This window comes from Chryseobacterium sp. (assembly GCF_022712095.1).
Taxonomy (GTDB): domain Bacteria; phylum Bacteroidota; class Bacteroidia; order Flavobacteriales; family Weeksellaceae; genus Chryseobacterium.
In genome coordinates this window covers 1-19,100 of the sequence record NZ_JALAHD010000171.1, presented here as the reverse complement: position 1 = coordinate 19,100, position 19,100 = coordinate 1, and the positions used below count along the sequence as shown (strand labels likewise).

21 protein-coding genes are annotated in these 19,100 nt (G+C 35.7%); 12 read left to right on the top strand and 9 right to left on the bottom strand.

Annotated elements, in window-relative coordinates:
- Nucleotides 1–171 precede the first annotated feature (171 nt).
- The 12 genes from Q0A18_RS08790 to Q0A18_RS08735 all read left to right on the top strand — a co-directional run bounded on the left by Q0A18_RS08790 (nucleotide 172) and on the right by Q0A18_RS08735 (nucleotide 9,662).
- Nucleotides 172–1,590 carry an anthranilate synthase component I family protein gene (locus tag Q0A18_RS08790; RefSeq protein ID WP_292009780.1) on the top strand — a complete coding sequence of 473 codons (1,419 nt, stop codon included), beginning with the start codon at nucleotides 172–174 and terminating at the stop codon, nucleotides 1,588–1,590.
- Between the two features lie 29 nt (nucleotides 1,591–1,619).
- Nucleotides 1,620–2,189 carry an aminodeoxychorismate/anthranilate synthase component II gene (locus Q0A18_RS08785; protein WP_292009778.1) on the top strand — a complete coding sequence of 190 codons (570 nt, stop codon included), beginning with the start codon at nucleotides 1,620–1,622 and terminating at the stop codon, nucleotides 2,187–2,189.
- A 19-nt stretch (nucleotides 2,190–2,208) separates the two neighbouring features.
- Complete coding sequence (gene trpD / locus Q0A18_RS08780; protein WP_292009777.1) at nucleotides 2,209–3,195, top strand: anthranilate phosphoribosyltransferase; 987 nt, start codon at nucleotides 2,209–2,211, stop codon at nucleotides 3,193–3,195.
- A gap of 24 nt (nucleotides 3,196–3,219) precedes the next feature.
- Nucleotides 3,220–3,999 carry an indole-3-glycerol phosphate synthase TrpC gene (gene trpC / locus Q0A18_RS08775; RefSeq protein WP_292009776.1) on the top strand — a complete coding sequence of 260 codons (780 nt, stop codon included), beginning with the start codon at nucleotides 3,220–3,222 and terminating at the stop codon, nucleotides 3,997–3,999.
- Between the two features lie 22 nt (nucleotides 4,000–4,021).
- Nucleotides 4,022–4,708 carry a phosphoribosylanthranilate isomerase gene (locus tag Q0A18_RS08770; protein WP_292009779.1) on the top strand — a complete coding sequence of 229 codons (687 nt, stop codon included), beginning with the start codon at nucleotides 4,022–4,024 and terminating at the stop codon, nucleotides 4,706–4,708.
- Between the two features lie 8 nt (nucleotides 4,709–4,716).
- Nucleotides 4,717–5,235: a hypothetical protein gene (locus Q0A18_RS08765; RefSeq protein ID WP_292009775.1), complete on the top strand. Its 519-nt coding sequence runs from the start codon at nucleotides 4,717–4,719 to the stop codon at nucleotides 5,233–5,235.
- The gene (gene trpB, locus Q0A18_RS08760) at nucleotides 5,225–6,403 is read left to right on the top strand and encodes a tryptophan synthase subunit beta (RefSeq protein ID WP_292009774.1); all 1,179 of its coding nucleotides are present in this window, start codon (nucleotides 5,225–5,227) and stop codon (nucleotides 6,401–6,403) included. The genes Q0A18_RS08765 and trpB overlap by 11 nt, the downstream gene beginning before the upstream one ends.
- Nucleotides 6,404–6,503: 100 nt before the next feature.
- On the top strand, nucleotides 6,504–7,238 hold the full coding sequence (trpA, locus tag Q0A18_RS08755) for a tryptophan synthase subunit alpha (protein WP_292009773.1): 735 nt from the start codon (nucleotides 6,504–6,506) through the stop codon (nucleotides 7,236–7,238).
- A gap of 31 nt (nucleotides 7,239–7,269) precedes the next feature.
- Nucleotides 7,270–8,001, top strand: a complete 732-nt coding sequence (gene lipB, locus Q0A18_RS08750) for a lipoyl(octanoyl) transferase LipB (RefSeq protein ID WP_292009772.1) — start codon at nucleotides 7,270–7,272, stop codon at nucleotides 7,999–8,001.
- Between the two features lie 133 nt (nucleotides 8,002–8,134).
- Nucleotides 8,135–8,767: an NAD(P)H-dependent oxidoreductase gene (locus tag Q0A18_RS08745; RefSeq protein WP_292009771.1), complete on the top strand. Its 633-nt coding sequence runs from the start codon at nucleotides 8,135–8,137 to the stop codon at nucleotides 8,765–8,767.
- Between the two features lie 25 nt (nucleotides 8,768–8,792).
- The gene (locus tag Q0A18_RS08740; protein WP_292009770.1) at nucleotides 8,793–9,230 is read left to right on the top strand and encodes a MarR family transcriptional regulator; all 438 of its coding nucleotides are present in this window, start codon (nucleotides 8,793–8,795) and stop codon (nucleotides 9,228–9,230) included.
- Between the two features lie 9 nt (nucleotides 9,231–9,239).
- Complete coding sequence (locus Q0A18_RS08735) at nucleotides 9,240–9,662, top strand: organic hydroperoxide resistance protein (protein WP_292009769.1); 423 nt, start codon at nucleotides 9,240–9,242, stop codon at nucleotides 9,660–9,662.
- 61 nt (nucleotides 9,663–9,723) lie between these two features.
- Here the strand turns inward: Q0A18_RS08735 and Q0A18_RS08730 are convergent, their stop codons facing one another.
- The 9 genes from Q0A18_RS08730 to Q0A18_RS08690 all read right to left on the bottom strand — a co-directional run.
- Entirely contained in the window at nucleotides 9,724–10,347 is a 624-nt protein-coding gene (locus Q0A18_RS08730) for a peptide deformylase (protein WP_292009768.1), read from the bottom strand.
- A 188-nt stretch (nucleotides 10,348–10,535) separates the two neighbouring features.
- Entirely contained in the window at nucleotides 10,536–11,408 is an 873-nt protein-coding gene (locus Q0A18_RS08725; protein ID WP_292009767.1) for a ChaN family lipoprotein, read from the bottom strand.
- A gap of 78 nt (nucleotides 11,409–11,486) precedes the next feature.
- The gene (locus tag Q0A18_RS08720; RefSeq protein ID WP_292009766.1) at nucleotides 11,487–12,515 is read right to left on the bottom strand and encodes a ChuX/HutX family heme-like substrate-binding protein; all 1,029 of its coding nucleotides are present in this window, start codon (nucleotides 12,513–12,515) and stop codon (nucleotides 11,487–11,489) included.
- Nucleotides 12,516–12,522: 7 nt separating this feature from the next.
- Nucleotides 12,523–13,173, bottom strand: a complete 651-nt coding sequence (locus Q0A18_RS08715) for a class I SAM-dependent methyltransferase (RefSeq protein ID WP_292009765.1) — start codon at nucleotides 13,171–13,173, stop codon at nucleotides 12,523–12,525.
- A 2-nt stretch (nucleotides 13,174–13,175) separates the two neighbouring features.
- Nucleotides 13,176–13,949, bottom strand: coding sequence for a heme ABC transporter ATP-binding protein (locus Q0A18_RS08710; protein ID WP_292009764.1), 774 nt, complete (start codon nucleotides 13,947–13,949; stop codon nucleotides 13,176–13,178).
- Complete coding sequence (locus Q0A18_RS08705; protein WP_292009763.1) at nucleotides 13,949–14,989, bottom strand: iron ABC transporter permease; 1,041 nt, start codon at nucleotides 14,987–14,989, stop codon at nucleotides 13,949–13,951. The genes Q0A18_RS08710 and Q0A18_RS08705 overlap by 1 nt, the downstream gene beginning before the upstream one ends.
- Nucleotides 14,973–15,854 (bottom strand): ABC transporter substrate-binding protein, encoded by an 882-nt coding sequence (locus Q0A18_RS08700; protein WP_292009762.1) that lies wholly within the window; start codon nucleotides 15,852–15,854, stop codon nucleotides 14,973–14,975. The genes Q0A18_RS08705 and Q0A18_RS08700 overlap by 17 nt, the downstream gene beginning before the upstream one ends.
- Before the next feature lie 19 nt (nucleotides 15,855–15,873).
- Nucleotides 15,874–16,959, bottom strand: a complete 1,086-nt coding sequence (locus Q0A18_RS08695) for an HmuY family protein (RefSeq protein ID WP_292009761.1) — start codon at nucleotides 16,957–16,959, stop codon at nucleotides 15,874–15,876.
- A gap of 11 nt (nucleotides 16,960–16,970) precedes the next feature.
- Nucleotides 16,971–19,100 (bottom strand): TonB-dependent receptor (locus Q0A18_RS08690; RefSeq protein ID WP_292009760.1); only part of this gene is annotated, 2,130 nt, incomplete at its 5' end.

Genomic DNA, 19,100 nt, shown 5'->3' with positions numbered 1-19,100 from the left:
GTTTAATTCAAGTAACAATAATATTTGGTGGTGGCATTCAAACTCTTCGTCGGGTCTGAAGCTATTATCTTGTTGCTAACATTCAGCTGGAATATTACTATCAAAATATATAAAAGACTTTGACGAAATCCGTTGAAGTCTTTTTTTATGTCGAAAAATAAAAACAAAACAATGTTCAATAAAAAAATTATTATAACAACCTCATCAAAAAAAACATTGGGTGATCTTCAAACCCCAATGAACATTTATTTACAGATCAGGGATAAATTCAGAGATACCGTTTTACTGGAAAGCTCAGACTCCAAGCATATAGATAACAATTTTTCTTTTATAGCCATTAATGCTATAGCCGGAATAGAAGTAAAAAACCTGGAAGAGTTTGAAGTTAAATTTCCTAATGAAGAACCTATCAAACAATCCATAGGTGAGCAAAAAATCCCTGACCTTCTGCAACAGTTCTCCAAAGCATTTTTTACCAATAAAGCTCAGGATTCTGTAGAAGAAGTGGCTCAGAGTCTTTTTGGATATACCAGTTTTGAAGCAGTACAGTTTTTTGAAAATATAGATTTTAAGCCACAAAGTAAGGAAGTTGAAATTCCTATTCTCCGATATAGAATTTATCAGTACGTCATTGCCATTAATCATTACAATGATGAAATGCACATTATTGAAAATGAGGTTGAAGGATTAAAGTCTGAACTGCATACCCTTGAAAATTTAATTAAGAATAAGACATCGGTAGTTTATCCTTTTGAAACAAAGGGTGAAGAAAGCTCCAATATTACGGATGAAGATTATCTCGAACTGGTAAAAACCGCTCAGAAGCATTGTATGCGGGGCGATGTTTTCCAATTGGTTTTGAGCAGGCGGTTTGAACAGAGATTCCAAGGTGACGAGTTCAATGTATACCGTGCTTTAAGAAATATCAATCCTTCACCTTACCTATTCTTTTTTGATTACGGTAATTATAAATTATTCGGTTCCAGTCCCGAAAGCCAACTCATTATAAAGGATAATAAAGCAATCATCCACCCTATTGCAGGAACTTTCAAAAGAACCGGACATTTGGAAACCGATTTACGCTCTATTGAAGAATTAAAAAATGACCCTAAAGAAAACGCGGAACATACAATGTTAGTGGATCTGGCAAGAAATGATCTTGGAAAGTTGGGAAAAAATGTAAATGTTACCAAGCTTAAAGAAATTCAGCTTTTTTCTCATGTAATCCATATGGTAAGTGAAGTCACCGCAGAATTACCTGCGGAAACCAATCCTTTTGAAATGGTATCGGCAACTTTTCCTCAGGGTACATTAAGCGGAGCTCCGAAATACAGAGCATTGGAGCTTATCAATCAATATGAAAAAGATTCACGGGGGTATTATGGCGGATGTATCGGTATTGTCGGACTGAATGGAGACTGCAATCAGGCGATCATGATCCGTACCTTCCTGAGTAAAAATAATACACTGTATTATCAGGCCGGAGCCGGACTGGTAGCTAAATCTAAGCCGGAAAGTGAACTTCAGGAAGTAAACAATAAACTGAACGCGCTAAAAAAAGCCGTTCAAAAAGCAACAACCATCAGATAATTATCTGTTACCTATTTTATACACACATTATGAAAACATTAGTTTTTGACAATTACGATAGCTTCACTTATAATCTTGTTCAGATCATTGAAAGAGTTTTGAATGAAAAAGTTGATGTATTCCGAAATGACAAAATTTCATTGGAAGAGATTGAAAAGTACGATAAAATCGTTCTTTCTCCCGGCCCCGGAATTCCGGATGAAGCCGGCATCCTTTTGGAGGTGATCAAAAAATATGCTCCTACAAAAAGTATTCTTGGTGTCTGTTTGGGACAGCAGGCTATTGCCGAGGCTTTTGGAGGTAATTTAATTAATCTTTCAGAAATATTCCATGGGGTAGCTACTTCAGCAGATCTTTTAAAAGAAGACACAAAGCTTTTCAAAAACTTACCCGGGCCATTAGAAGTAGGAAGATATCACAGCTGGGCTGTTAATCCAGAAGGTTTTCCAGCCGAACTGGAAATCACTGCTGTTGATAAAGATGGAATGATCATGGCGCTACAACATACAACTTATGATGTACATGGCGTACAGTTTCACCCTGAAAGTATCCTGACTCCTGATGGAGAGACGATTATCAGAAATTTTTTATTAAACTAATCTTATTAAAACTTCAAAGATGAAAGAAATTCTGCAATACCTTTTTAACCATAATACATTGTCCAAATCAGAAGCAAAGGCTATTATGATTGAAATTGCTCAAAATAAATTCAATACCACGGAAGTAGCCTCTTTTATAAGTATTTTCCTCATGCGTAATATTAGCCTTGATGAACTGGAAGGATTCAGGGAAGCGCTTCTTCAAATGGCTATTCCCGTCAATCTTCATACGAATGAAACGGTTGATATTGTAGGAACCGGTGGTGATGGGAAAAACACAATCAATATTTCCACCCTTGCCTGCTTTGTTGTGGCCGGTGCCGGACAGAAAGTTACTAAACATGGAAATTACGGAGCATCAACTATTACCGGATCGTCCAATGTTATGGAGGAATTGGGATATCATTTCACGGATAATTCCGATCTGCTGAATGAGAATCTTGAAAAAGCCAATATCTGTTTTCTTCATGCTCCTTATTTCCACCCTGCTTTAAAGTCAGTAGGAGCACTGCGAAAAGCTTTAGGACTGAGAACTTTCTTTAATCTGTTGGGTCCGTTGGTTAATCCGGTTAAACCCCAGTTTTCGGTGATCGGTGTTTACAATTTGGAGATAGCAAGGATTTACCAATATCTTTTACAAAAGGATCAGAGAAATTTTATTCTGGTTCACGGGCTGGACGGATATGATGAAATCAGCTTAACACAGGACAGTAAGATTATTTCCAAGGAGGGAGAAAGTATTTATTCTGCTGAAGATTTAGGATTTCAGGCTGTGGCTCCGGAAAGCATAAAAGGGGGAAATACACCTAAAGAGTCTGCAAAAATTTTCATGGATATTTTGGAAGGCAACGGAACTGAGCAACAAAATGCTGTTGTATTGGCCAATGCAGCTATAGCACTGCATCATACTGGAAAATACGGGGAGTATGATCAGGCTTTATTATCTGCAAAGGAAAGTCTGGAAAGTGGAAAAGCGCTGAGAAGCCTTCAGCTAATCAGAAATTAGATTATTTAAAAACAAAACACGATTATGACCATACTGGACACCATCATTGAAAGAAAAAAAGAAGAAATACTTTATTCTAAATCTACTATTTCCATAGAAGCTTTAAAAGAATCTTATTTTTTTGAAAGGAAAACTCTTTCTTTAAAAGAATCCATCAAAAACAAAAGCGGAATTATTGCTGAGTTTAAAAGACAATCTCCATCCAAAGGAATTATCAATGATCAGGCAAGTCCTTTTGAAGTAACTTCTTCTTATGAAAAATCAGGAGCAAGCGGAATCTCCATACTTACGGATAAAGATTTTTTCGGAGGTTCTTTTCATGATATTATGAATGTGAGAGAGCAAATTCATATTCCTATTCTCAGGAAAGATTTCATGGTCGACGAATACCAGTTTTATGAAGCCAAAAGCATTGGTGCCGATGTTGTTTTATTAATTGCCGCTTGTCTTTCACCTGTTCAGGTTTCAGAATTTACAGAGCTTGCCCACCAGCTTGGTATAGAAGTTTTATTGGAAATTCATACGGAGGAAGAGTTACGACATTATAATTCAGCCGTGGACCTGGTAGGAATTAATAACAGAAACCTAAAGGATTTCAAGGTAGACCTGCAGCATTCCGTACAATTGAAAAATCAGTTACCAAAAAATACTTTATCGGTCGCAGAAAGCGGAATTTACAGTGTTAAAGATTTCCAATATTTAAAAGAACAGGGATTTGACGGTTTTCTCATGGGCGAATATTTCATGAAAAATCCAAATCCGGGAAAGGCATTTGAAGAATTTATTTCAAATGTATGTTTATAATCTCTAAGAATTAAAAGCTATGATGCCTCACCAAAATACCGATCAGCATAGTATTAATCTCAAAGTCTGCGGTTTGAGCCAAATTTCCCAGATTGAAGAACTTATTTCTTTGAATACCGATTTTTTAGGGTTTATATTTTATCCAAAATCACCCAGATATGTGCTTAGTCATCTAGAATTACATAGTATTGCGGATGTTAATCACACAGGCAAAGTCGGAGTTTTTGTCAATGAATATATTGAAACTATTGTTGAATATGCAGAAAAAGCAAAACTTAAGTATATCCAGCTTCATGGAGATGAAAATGAAACTTATATTTCAGAATTAAGACAAAAATTAAATCCTGAAATTAAAATTATTAAAGTAGTCAGAATCGGACAACAAACACCTGACAATAAACATATAGAAGGATTAATCAGTTCGATTAATCTCATTAAAAATACAATAGATTATCTTCTTTTTGATACAGACAGTAAAGCCTTTGGAGGAACCGGAAAACAATTCGACTGGTCTTTGCTCAATGAGTTCGAGATTCCTCTACCTTATTTTTTAAGCGGAGGAATTTCGGAAGATAATATAAAAGATATTAAAATTCTGGTACAGCAACCGTTCGCGCTTGATATTAATTCAAAGTTTGAAACTGAACCAGGAATTAAAAATATAGAAACAATAAAAGCTTTTAAATCTAACCTATCAAACTCAATTTAATGAACTTAATGAAAATAAAATCATTAAAAAATTCTTTTTACAACACATTAATATTACACCACCCCTCATTTAATAATGAGAATGTTGAACGTCTATACAATTTTATAGTCGATAAAAACAATAATATCCGAGACTGGAATGAGGAATACTTATCGGAATTTACTCGTATTTTAAAAAATTTCAAGCCCGATGATATTCAATATTTTTTTGAAAATATCAATCAGTGGGACAGTTATTATCTCGTTATCATTGCCGATAAAATATTAAACAGTAACGTTAAAGCCCAAATCAACTATGACTTGGGAAGGCTTTATTGTAAGATATTCTGCTCTTATGAAAAATTTGATTCTTATTATCTGATTGATAATTTAGAGTTTGCTATCTCTATGTATCATTCAAAATTAAATTTATCAGCTTTAACGGATTTAAATAATAAAATAGAACTTCTATACCAAAATGACTCCATTAAAAGTCAACAATACCAAAGCAGTTTAGATTTATTAAAAAAATTACAAAATGAATTATAAAAACCCAGACGACAACGGATATTATGGAGAATTCGGCGGAGCTTTTATCCCTGAAATGCTTTATCCGAATGTGGAAGAGCTACAAAAAAATTATCTTGGAATCATAGAATCTGAAGAATTCCAGAAAGAATATCAGGACCTGCTGAAAAATTATGTAGGCCGTGCTACTCCTCTTTATTTTTCAAAAAACCTAAGCAAAAAATATCATACTAAAGTATACTTAAAAAGAGAAGACCTTAACCATACTGGTGCCCATAAAATCAATAATGCACTGGGACAGGTTCTTTTAGCAAAACGTCTTGGAAAAAACAGGATTATTGCTGAAACCGGAGCCGGACAACATGGAGTTGCTACTGCAACAGCATGTGCACTGCTTGGCCTTAAATGTATTGTGTATATGGGAGAAGTGGATATCCAGAGACAGGCCCCCAATGTAGCCCGCATGAAGATGCTCGGAGCGGAAGTAATAGCGGCAACATCCGGATCTAAAACTTTAAAAGATGCTGTTAACGAAGCATTAAGAGACTGGATCAATAATCCGGTGACCACCCATTACGTTATCGGAAGTGTGGTAGGCCCTCATCCTTTTCCGGATCTGGTGGCAAGGTTTCAAAGTATCATTTCCAAAGAGATCAAAGAACAGCTTCACGAGCAGATCGGCCGGGAGACTCCTGATTATGTAATTGCATGCGTGGGAGGCGGAAGTAATGCTGCAGGAACTTTCTATCATTTCGTTAATGAAGAAAATGTGAAGATCATAGCAGCCGAAGCCGGAGGATTGGGAATTGATTCTGGGAAATCAGCAGCGACTACTTTTTTGGGAACTTTAGGAGTATTACATGGTAGCAAGAGTCTTGTCATGCAAACTAAAGACGGGCAGGTGATTGAACCGCATTCAATCTCTGCGGGACTTGATTATCCGGGAATAGGCCCTTTCCATGCTCATTTACATAAAGAAAACCGTGCTGAATTTTTCAGTATCAATGATGATCAGGCTTTAAAAGCAGCATTTGAATTAACAAAACTGGAAGGAATTATTCCTGCGCTGGAAAGTGCTCATGCTCTTGCTGTTTTAGAGCAGAAGAAATTTAATGAAAATGATGTGGTAGTAATCTGCCTGAGCGGACGTGGTGATAAGGATATGGAAACGTATCTGAAAAATATGTAAAAAGTATTCCTATAAAATGGCTTTAAATCAGAAGATAAAAACTTATGAGCCTGTGAATTTCAAGAATACATTTTACATCCATACATTAATACAATAAAAAATGAAAAAGCTAAATATATATTTCACAGCAGGAGTTCCCGAACTGGCAAATACTCCCGAAATCATGAAACTAATCCAGGATGCCGGAGCGGATATGATGGAAATAGGAATGCCTTATTCCGATCCTGTTGCGGATGGTCCGGTTATTCAAAAGGCACATGAAATGGCACTTAAAAATGGAATGACCATTGAAAAGTTATTTTCACAATTGAAAACCATAAAACAGGAAATCAGTATTCCGGTTATTCTTATGGGGTATATCAATCCGGTTTTAAGTTTCGGCTTTGAAAATTTCTGTAAGGAATGTTCGGAGAGCGGCGTTTCCGGCTTGATTATTCCCGACCTCCCTCCTATTGAATTCGAAAAAAATTATCAGAAAGTCCTAGAAAAATACAATCTTAATTTTACGTTTTTGGTAACACCTGAAACCTCAAATGAAAGAATACAATATTTAGATTCACTGAGCTCAGGATTTTTATATGCCGTAAGCTCTTCCTCCACCACAGGGAAAGAAAATGTTGTTCTGAAAAATGAAGAATACCTTAACAGACTGGCTAATCTTCCTTTAAAAAATCCGGTAATGATCGGTTTTGGAATTAAATCTAAAGAAGACTTCAAAAATGTGACAGAAAAAGCGGACGGAGGAATTATAGGAACTGCTTTTGTCAATATTCTTTTACAGGATAAAGACTGGAGAAAAAGTGCAATAGATTTTATACATTCCATACAAGACTAAAATTCACTAAATTTGTATATCAATAAAAGGTATGAATACAAATCAGAATAAAGTCGTTGAATTTGAAGATTTAGGTATTAAAGAATATCAGCCCGCATGGGATTATCAGGAAAAACTGATGAAAGATATTATTGATACTAAAATAAAGAACCGAGACTTACCTGCTGAGCAGCATATTACAACTTCCAATCATTTGCTTTTCGTAGAGCATCCTCATGTGTATACATTGGGAAAAAGCGGACACGAAGAAAATATGCTTGCCGGAAGTGATAAGTTAAAAGAAATAGAGGCAACCTATGTAAAAACCAATCGTGGTGGTGATATTACTTATCATGGATTTGGACAGATTGTAGGTTATCCTATTCTGGATCTTGAAAATTTCTTTACGGATATTCATTTATATATGAGAAACCTGGAAGAGGTGATCATCAGGACAATTGCTGAATACGGACTTAAAGGAGAGCGTTCCAAAGGGGAAACAGGTGTTTGGCTGGACGTAGGAAAACCCTACGCCCGTAAAATCTGTGCTATGGGTGTAAAAGCTTCCAGATGGGTAACTCTACATGGTTTTGCTTTAAATGTGAATACGGATATGAGATATTTTGAGTATATCATTCCTTGTGGTATTCAGGATAAACAAGTCACTTCTATGAAAAGAGAACTGGAAAGAGATCTGACTCCTGAAGAAGTGGAAGATATTAAATCCAAGATCAGAAAGCATTTCATGGAAGTTTTTGAAGCAGAGATTGTAAAGCATAACTAAAGAAATTAAAACACTTCAATGTAAAAGAAGTGTTTTTTATTTTTTCACAAATTAAATTTTTTAAAATTAAATTGCACACAATTAAATTTTGTCATACATTTGCCTTGTAATTATAATCATTAAAAAAGAAAAAATGTCATTAATAGAAGATTTAAATTGGAGACATGCTGTAAAAGCTTATGATCCGTCAAAAAAAGTTGCAGAACAGGATTTAAATAAAATTTTAGAAGTTGCAAGATTAGCTCCTACTTCATCCGGATTGCAGCCTTTCCGTGTTATCGTAGTGGAAAATCAGGAATTAAAAGAAAAAATGGTGGATGGAGCATTGAATCCTGAAGTGATGAGAGACTGTTCCCACGTTTTAGTATTTGCTGCTTGGGACAGTTATTCTGATGAGAAAATCGACAAAGTTTATGATCATCATACGGATGTAAGAGAATTACCAAGAGGGCGATTCAGTAGTTATACAGATAAGATCAAGGCAATATACGGCGCACAGACTCCTGAACAGCACTTTGCCCATACTGCCCGCCAGACTTATATTGCATTGGGATTAGCAATGGCTCAGGCTGCTGAGCTTAGAATTGACAGTACTCCGGCAGAAGGATTCAGCAATGAGGTGGTAGATCAGATTCTTAATTTGAAAGAATTAGGATTAAAAAGTGTAAGCCTTCTTTATTTAGGTTACAGAGATGAAAAAAATGACTGGCTGTCTTCTATGAAAAAGGTCCGTGTTCCTATGGAAGAGTTCATCATTAAAAAATAATTTAAGTCTTCGCTATTAAATTTCTATGGATAAATCAGAAGTTTTAAAATTGGATAATCAGCTATGTTTCCCCTTGTATGCTATAGCTAAGGAGATTACAGCGCTTTATCGTCCTATCCTTGAAGAACTGTTGGATATTACTTATTCCCAATACCTTGTTTTAATGGTTCTATGGGAAAATGATGGTCTTACCGTAAGTAATATCGGAGAAAAGTTACTTCTGGACAGCGGTACCTTAACCCCACTTTTAAAGCGACTGGAAGGGAAAGGATTTATTATACGAAAAAGAAAAAAGGAAGATGAAAGAGTTGTAGAAATATTTCTTACACCTACGGGAAAGGGACTGAAAGAAAAGGCCTGTGAAATCCCTGGTATAATTCAGGAAAAAACGGGCATTCAAAAAGAAGATTTAATAGAATTTAAGCAAATCATTCAAAGAATTTTGAGTCAAATAAACAAATAAAATCAGTTTATGAAAACAATGTATAGCATCAGCGCAACTGCAAAGGGCGGAAGAAACGGACATGTAAAAAGTGATAACGGGGTTTTAGATATTGATGTAAGAATGCCTAAAGCTTTAGGCGGAGCCAATGATGATTATATGAATCCGGAAATGCTATTCGCTGCCGGTTATTCAGCTTGCTTCGACAGCGCATTAAACCTGGTAATCAATACTGCTAAGATAAAAACAGGAGAAACCAGTGTGACAGCAGAAATAAGCCTTGGAAAAGTCGACAATGGTTTTGGACTTTCTGCTAATCTGAAAGTAAATATTCCGGGAGTTTCCATTGAAGAAGCTCGGGAATTAACGGAAAAAGCTCATCAGGTTTGTCCTTATTCCAATGCTACAAGGAACAATATTGAAGTTACCTTATCCGTAACCAATAATAATTAAACATATTATTTTCTCATAATAAAAGAAGGAGATTATATTTTAATAATCTCCTTCTTTTTTATTATTCAGATTTTACTTTCTCATAAGCATCCACTCTTAAATATGAATCATTTTTTTCTTTTTCTTTCTTATCAGAAATAAGTATTCCAAAAAGATGATCTACTTCATGCTGAAAAATAATTGCTGTAAAGCCTTCTATCATTTCATTATATTTCTGTCCCTTAAGATCTACATATTCCACCTGAATAGCTTTACTTCTGTAAAACTGATCTCTGAAATCAGGAATGGATAAATCCCCTTCGGGGCCTAAGTTCTGTAATTCGGATCTCCATACAATTACCGGATTGATAAAATATTCTAAAGGGTTTCCCTCTTTATCGAAACGCTGAACCCAAATAATTTTTCTATTAATTCCCACTTGTGGGGCGGCAATTCCTACTCCTCCATCTGTGGACTGAAGAGAAAGTTTCATTCTTTTCACCAATGTTGCCGTATTGGGATCTATAGGGTCAATTTCAGATGACAGGCTTAAAAGCGTTTTGTGCTGATTATCATTTGTCGTCTGATATATAGGTAATGCTGTATTGATATCGTTCTGATTGATAATTGAAAGTTCCCGGGAAGTGAGTTTCTGGGCATTTATAATCCCTATAGATAATAGTAATAGAATAGATAATTTCTTCATTTTCCTTGTATGTTTTGCAAAGATAGATATTGTGTTTTAATTTTTTTGTTCTCGCAGATAACACAGACCTGATAAATAAGTGTTTAAATTTTGATTACAAAAACCGAATATTAACTTTTGGTATCTATATATTTTTATTTCAAGAAAGATCTGTATTACCTGCTAAATCTACGAGAGTAAAAAACCTTTTAAAAAGTCTTAGTCATATCCGAAGGAATAACCAGATTAAACTCTGTAGGTATATAGTCTTTTTTAGGTGTACTCAATTCAGGGGCATCTGATTCAAATACGGAGATCACTGCCATTTTAAGATCCGGATTTCTCTGTTTGATATACCAATAAATGCCTCCATATTCTTTACTGTGATAGTTTCCGTTATAGTGGATAAAAGTCTTTCCGGGCCGGATATTTCTCAGAATAGATTCTGCCATTGTTGCATCTTTTGTTGCCTGAGCAGAAATAAAGTTCATTACTTTGGTTCCTTCCGCATGATCTCCCATCATTGCTTTCATTTCCGGATATCCTGGTGTATCCAGTGTAACTTTTATAGGCAATTCTGCAATATAAGATTTATCTTTTTCACTCAGTGTATTTAATGATTCCAGCCCTTCTTTTGCTGTTTGGGAGGCATACCTTCTTGGAATATTAGTGGCTATAAAATTCAGCTTTTTATTTTTAGCAAAATCAACAAGCGGCTTATAATCTGTTGTATAATTATTCCAGAGACGTACAGAATCTTTCAGGTTTTCAGCATCTATTTTTCCATTAAGATATTGAGTTAACTGAGGCTGATTATCTCTTTCAAACATTTCAGCTCCTAAAATAATCTGACCGTTTTTCTTTTCATATAAGGATTCTGTAATTTTCAGCTGTAGCCAATGAACAATGGAATTATTATGAAGCTCTCCAAAAAAGATCACATCATACTCCGCCAGCTCCTTAATCAATTTATCTGTTTTTATTTCTTTCCCTTTTTTATCATAAAACTGATAAGCTTTAAAGTTCTGAGCCTGTACAGATCCAAAAATCGACAATAATATTATAAGGAGTCCGTTTTTCATATTCAAAATTTTTATAAAAATAAAAAAAAGACCGCTTTGAATGATCACAAAACGGCCTTATTCGATTAATCTAACTGTTTATTTTTCTAAACCGGCCACAAGATCTTTCCATTCCTGTAATTCAGGAATTCCCGGTTTTCTTTTTCCAAAGATCTGAGCGATGAAATCACCTTCCTTATTAAATACTTCAATAGCTGTTACCTCCCCGTCTTCAGTTGGTTTTTTAACGATCCATGATTCTGCAATTTTTGTTACATCCAAATGCAGGTTAAAATCAGGGTCCATCACATTAAACCATTGCTGGTGCCAAAGTGTTTTTTTCACTTCTCCGGTATGAATCTGGAGAATCCCTCTGTTACCCACGAAAATCATGATGGGCACGTTGCTTTCTGAAGCATCTTCAAGAATGTTCACTACTTTAGAATTGTCAATTTTAGTAGCAAATCCTTGAGGTGCCAGTCTAAGAGCCTGCGTTCTTGTTACTCCGAATTTTCTGGTCATCATGAAGAAATCATGAGTATCTTTAAGCTCTCTCCATGCTTTCTGGAATCCTTCCACATCTACCTCTGCATCTGGTTTTTCTTCAGCTTTAGGCGCTATAGCTTCAAATGTAAAAGTCTGCTCCTGATCGTTAGCTTTAAATTTATTTACCAAAGCATCGAAAGCCTGTTCGTTACTGTCTTTAGTTAAATAAATTTTATGAAGAGCCAATCCGTCTTTTCCAAAGAACTGAATACTCTTTTTATCACCTTCTAATACTGCAAAAGCATATTTCCAATGATTAATGAATATTCTCAAATCAATATCTTCTCCTACGAAAAGCTGCGCATGAGGACTGCTGAAGTCACCGTTCAGATAAACTCCTTTTCTCTCGTGTACGCATTCGTCATTGCGTGTAAGGGCCATTACTTTTCCCAGCTGTTCTACATCCAATAATATATTCTGAAATTCGGGTTTAAGTACCGTTACTCCTTCTCCAACATTCGTAGTCAATAGCTCCGCTTCACTTACTCCCAATTGTGCTGCTGCATTTCTTATTCTCAAATGCGGGTTTTCTGCTTTCAGGTTTTCCCACTTTTCTTTTAATCCATTAATAAGTGTACTCATTACTATTTTATTTTTTTATGGTTAAAACTGTATAAATTCTTTTTATTTTTTCTTTTCCTGTTTTACTTGGTATCTCTTCTTCTTTTTCTGAGATTTTCATTCTTTTAAAATAGGTTTTTGAAACTACTTCTTCTATTTCTTTATTTGTATACAACGTAAAATCAAATTCAGTAAACGGAAGTGTTTTCATAAATTCTTTTTGCCCCAAGGTCAGAACAAATGTTCCGCTATCCTTTAGCACCCTGTAGATTTCATTTAAAAAATTAACAGGATTTTTCCAGAAATAAACGGTATTTACGGTAAATATTTTGTCAAATACTTTATCTCCAAAGGGAAGTTGCTCACCGTCATACAAAATAAACTCAGACTGGTTTTTATATTCTTTATTAAGCCTGACTGCCTCATTATACATCGTTTCAGAGATATCAATTCCTGTATAACGGAGATTTTTTGCTCTATCAAGAATACCTTTCAGATGTCCTGCATTTCCATGTCCTATTTCTAGAACAGATTCGTTATCTTCTATTAAAAGGGCTTTAACACTTTCCTGTGTCATTCCTATATTGGTAGTATTCATCATTTCAGCTACCTCAATTCCCTTTTCTCCCTGCGGATTGGCAAGGTTGTAGGCCAATAGTTTTAGTTTTTCTTTTTCCATGGTTATCCAAAAATAATGAGTGGGTTATCCGAAACCGGATGTTTAAATATCGAACAGGGAAAGTTGTATGCCTCACTGATAATCTCAGATGTAAAAACCTCTTCCGGGTTTCCATAAGCGGCAACTCTTCCGGATTTCATTAATAAAATCTTATCGGCAAACTGTGCGGCTAAATTGAGATCGTGTAAAACAACTATTGCACTATTTGCCTTTCTGGTAAACTTTTTAATTATTTCTAATGCTTTATACTGGTGCTTAATATCCAGATTATTAAGAGGTTCATCCAAAAACAATAATTTATGGGCAATTTCATTCTGAAGCTGAGCCATAACTCTTGAAAGATGTACACGCTGCTTCTCTCCTCCCGATAAAGTATTGTAATCGCGGTCCTTCAAATGATAAACATCGGTCTCATACATCATATTATTCATGGCTTCCAGATCTTCTTTTCCCGGTTGGGCATCAAAGTAAGGGTAACGCCCCATCAATACTACATCTTTTACCTGCAAAGGAATATCATTGCTGTTATGCTGTGAAAATTTGGCCTTATTTTTTGAAAGCTCTAGGATATCCCATTGGTCAATAGGCTTATCTTTAAACAAAATCTGCTGCTTTCCCTGCTTCACTTCATGGGCCAGAATACTTAATAAGCTCGATTTCCCGGCACCGTTAGGCCCTACAATAGCTAAAAATTTACCGTATTCCAAAGAAATATCCACTCCTTCCAGAATATGGAAATCTTTATGTTTATAATTAATCTGATGTGCCTTTATCATTATAATGCCTTTTTAAATTTGATCAAAATCACAATAAATATAGGTCCTACCATTAAAGCGGTAAGAATCCCGATCGGCAATTCCGAAGGCTCTACTATACTTCTGCTGAAAGTATCTGCCAACAGGAGCAATATGCTTCCACAAACCGCTGAAAGCGGTAAGATAAATGTATAATTGGATTTAAATAACAATCTCAGAATATAAGGGACAATGAGTCCTACAAAGCCGATTGTTCCTGAAAATGCAACACATGTTCCCACCATCAGGGCAGTAAGTATGATGATCTGTTTCTTCAGTCTTTCTACATTGATCCCTAAATGTTGAGCATCTTTCTCACCCAGCATCATGGCATTCAGTGCTTTTCCCTTTGGAAGCAAAACTATATAAGAGATTATTAAAACAATAACCAATACTAAATTCTTCATCCAGGTAGCTGCTGCCAGACTTCCCAGATTCCAGAAAGTAAGGTCTCTCAGCTGTTCATCTTTTGATATATAAATTAAAAAACCTGTAATCGCAAATCCTATAGCTGTAATGGCAACTCCGGATAAAAGCATCATCACTACATTGGTTTTCCCGCTGCTCGTTGAAATCCTATAGACCAGCATCATGGATAATAAGGCACCTATAAATGCAGAAATCCCTGTAAGTGAAAACTGTAAAGCTTCAGGAAGATATTCTCTGAAATGCCCTCCCAAAACAATACTGACTGCTGCTAATAAGGTAGCCCCTGAAGTAAGACCGATCAGATCTCCCGTCGCCAAAGGGTTTTTAAAAAGGCCCTGTAATCCGGTTCCTGAGACGGCAAGCATACTTCCTATTAAAATGGCCATGATGATTCTCGCTGTCCGAACGTCCCAGATCACATATTTATCGCTTAAGGATAAATCGGGATCACCTTGTATGAACCTCCCTAATATGGTAAACGGAGAAACACCGCCGAAATCATAAACTCCGGTATTAAGTGCCAGCACTGCTATAGCTACAAGCAGTACGGCACTTATTGTTAAATAAAAGTATAGTTTACTTTGCGCTTTCAATTAATAATTTATTTAGTCCTGCTACAGCTTCCCCCAATCTCGGTCCGAAACTCGAAACCAGACCTCCATCCATTGCTATGATATTTTTATTTTTGCCGGCATTGGTTTGTGAAACTCCCGGCATTTTAAGAACTCCTTCATTTCCTCCGGCTCCCTGTAATCCACTTGTAAAGAAAAATAACACATCTGGATTTGCTTTTACCACAGCTTCAGGAGTAAGCGGCTTAAAGTCTTCAAAATCATTGATTGCATTTTCTCCTCCCGCAAGACCGATCAATTTTTCCATCGGTGTATTTTTACCCGCTACCATCAGATTATTTCCTCTTGCATAGATAAATAATACTTTAGGCTTTTTAGCAATAGGCTGAACCTGCTTCATATCTTCATCGATCTTATTATTCAGTTTCTGATAATCTGTGTTTCCTATAGCTTTAGCAACCTGCTCGATCAACTTCTTAGTTCCTTCTACAGAATATTCCTGGTTAAAAATCTCCGTCTGAATTCCTGAGGACTGTATTTTACCTAATAATTCGGGGTTGATATCTTTATCTGAAGCCAGAATTAGAGTGGGATTCACAGCCATGATCGGCTCAATAGTCATAGACCTTACATGCCCTAGGTCTTTAGCTGTAGCTTTTAGACTTTCGGGATATGTACTGGTAACATCTGTTCCTACAATTTCACTTTCATGCCCTAATGCACTTACAATCTCTGTAATTCCACCACTAAGGGTAACTATTTTATTACTTGTTTTTGGTGCTTCAGATGAAGCTGTAACTTCTGTATTATTTTCTGATTTTGCATCCGCTTTTTTACAAGAATACACTGCAATAAGCATTGACGCTACTAAGATTAATTTTTTCATGTATATACTTTTATTGATTTTATAAAGGTTTGTATTCGAACTGAGGTCTTCCTCTTTCTCCATCGGTACTTGTCATTCTGGTAAATCTTAGTTTGAAGTAGTACCCTTCAGCATCTCTGATTACATAGAAACGGTCTCCGTATGTTTCGAGTCCGTTGGTTCCTACAGGATTTCTCCAATTAGCTCCGATTACACGCTGGTCTGTATACTCAAACTTAGACTGATCTATATCCGAAGCGGTAAAATTATTGTAAGCTTCCACTCCTGACTCAGTTGAAGCTACTGTTACCTGATAAGCTCCAACCCCTCCCATAATATTCGTGGTAACAAAGTCAGCATATACATAACTTCCTGCTCCTGTAATAATATTAGTAAATACAGTGAAACAGATATCCCATTTTTTCTTTTCAGGCTGTATAAATATTTCGGAATTATTTACCAGGCTTACAAAATTGAAATTATAAGCAGTATTTTTAGTAATGGTTAACTCCTTGTGGCTTGTATCATTCAAACCGGCATATTTTATTTTATATCCGTTTCCTGACCTTACCACCTGGATTTTCATCCATCCTCTGCTATCACCGCTTGTCGTTACCGAACCAGTCGCCACTGAACCCGTATAAATGTTATGTCCCATATTCAGTAAATAAATTCCATTTTCAGAATCGGTGGACAGAACTTCTTCAATAGCTGTAGAACCTGAAGGAAAATTCCCGTTAACATCATCGATATAAGCTACATTTGAAGGATTAAAATTGGCAACCTGCACCTGAGTCATTAAAGCAGTAACATCAGATTCTTTTACAACATCAATATCTGTAGCTCCTGAAATTTTGCCTGCTGCCATCATAATGGATGAATTCATCACTACTTTAAATTCATTTCCAGAATAAAAGGCAAGATCCCAATCCGTTCTTTGATTAAGAGTTTCCGTTCCAGTTCCCAGATCAAACCAAACCTGATTAGGTTCTGTAGCTCCTCCTACATCAGGGTTAATGACAGCTCCATCAGTGGGAGATACAGCAACCGCATCTTCGTTATCATTAATACAGGATTGTGAAACAAAAGAAATGGCCACTAAAAGACTAAACAGTATTTTTTTCATTGTAAGAAGCTTTAAAAATTATAATTTAATCTGGCAAAATAGCTTCTGCCATAGAATAGATTCTGACTACCGGTCGCAGCATTATGTCCATCTCCGGCAAGTGTGGTATTTGATACGCTTGTAACATCAAAAATGTTTTTGATTCCTAAGCTTAATTCGAGATGGTTTTTGAAGAATGGCTGGCTGACTGTAAAATTCAGCATATTATAATCCCCTATTTCACCTAAATAATACTGTCCCGGATCTAAAGGATCACTGGCATCGGATTGATGGGTATACTTTTTCTGTTTCCCTGTATATTTATAGTAAAGGGCAAATAATGTTTTTGTAGATGGCAAAGTATAATTAGCTGCCAGATTAGCTTCCGCATAATAGTTGAAATCATCCGGTGAAGTAATATTTCCGGTATTCAATACCTGAGAGATTCCCATAACAGAGACTCCTGCATTCACAGATAAATCTCCTTTTCTAACATTAACCCCTCCTCCGAACAATAAGGATTTATAATTGTCTACGTTCAAGTAAGTATAACGTAAAGGGCTGTTGCTAATAACTACGCTTTCAATTCTGTCTTTGACATCCAGATACATTCCTGAAAGGCTAAAATTAAATACCCATCCTCCTGTATTTTTCAACCCATAATCCCAAAACAAGGCTGTAGAATATCCTGTCTCCGGTTTTAGATTTTCATTTCCTCTTATATCATGGTTACTGTCGACCATATAAGTATAAAGCTCATCATAGGTGGGAAACCTATTCGCAGTTCCGAATACCGCCCGTAAATCCGATCTTTCCGAAGTTTTGAATCTTGCAGTAGCAGAATAATTGTACTGGGAATCAAATTTATCGCTTAATACCAACCTTAATCCGGGACGTAGTGAGAACCAGTCATTCACAATCCATTCCGCAGAAAGGAAATTAGCATAATTAAATATCGTTCTTTCCAAGTTATCGCTTCCAAATAATCCGGTAGTAGAACTTGCAAAACCTTTTGTCCTGTCTAATTCATATCCTAACTGGAAATTGATTTTTTCATTATTCAAAAAATTGCTGAACATCCCTCTTGAATACAATACATCAGATTTATAATAGGTTTGCTTTGTATCTCTTGACAATTCCTGTCTGTTAGGAACATCATACAGATAATCCTGATATTTTCTTTCCTGTGACTGATAAGAGAAATCACCATTATAATTGATTCTTCCTAATTTGGTCTGAATATTAAACTGATGAATCCATCTTTTTGTCGTGTAGTCCGTATCATTAGAAGTATAGGTTCTGCTTCCTCCTCCTAAATATAATTCTTCTACCAAAGGATTATAATAATTAACCTTTTCGGTCAGGAAATTAACTTTATAGAAAAAACTTGTTTCATTTTTATTATAACGAATGGCTCCGTTAGTCGTCAGCTGATCTTTTGGCTGCCAGTCATAACCACGTTTACCGTCATTATTCTCAGTAAAATATTTATAACCTTTATAGTCTCCTTTATAACCCTGAAAATCATTATGGTTAATATCAGCAGAAACGGACCAGTTATCATTAATCCTGTATCCTAAATTAAGATATTGGATGTGGCGACCATTCCCTTTTTTAAACCAATCATAATCTTTATTGACCGTTTCTTCCTGTATAGAAACTATAGCGTTAAATTTTTTGCCATAATTTTTCTTGGTAATAATATTGATAACACCGGCAAGGGCATTATTTCCATACTCTACTCCCATGGCACCTTTTACCACTTCAATACGTTCAACATTATTTACATTGATTTTAGAAAGGTCTACTAAGTTTCCCATTCCTTCATCACTTACAACCGGAATGTTATCAATAAGAATTTTAGTATATGCCCCACTCAGGCCCAGGATATTCGCACTGGAGTTCCCTGAATCTTTGTTAGGCTCTATCAGAATATTAAGATTTTGATTAAGAACTTCAGCTACATTGGTAACAGCCATATTCTTAATTTGTTGTGCATCAATCACTTCAACTTTATAAATGGATTTATTGATGGATTGCTGTTTATACTGCCCTGTAATAACAACTTCTTCTATTTTTTCCTGATTAAGAGAATCTTTTTGCTGTGCATTTGTCCATAGTATGGCTGATAATGACAGTATAGAAAGCACTTTCTTCTTCAT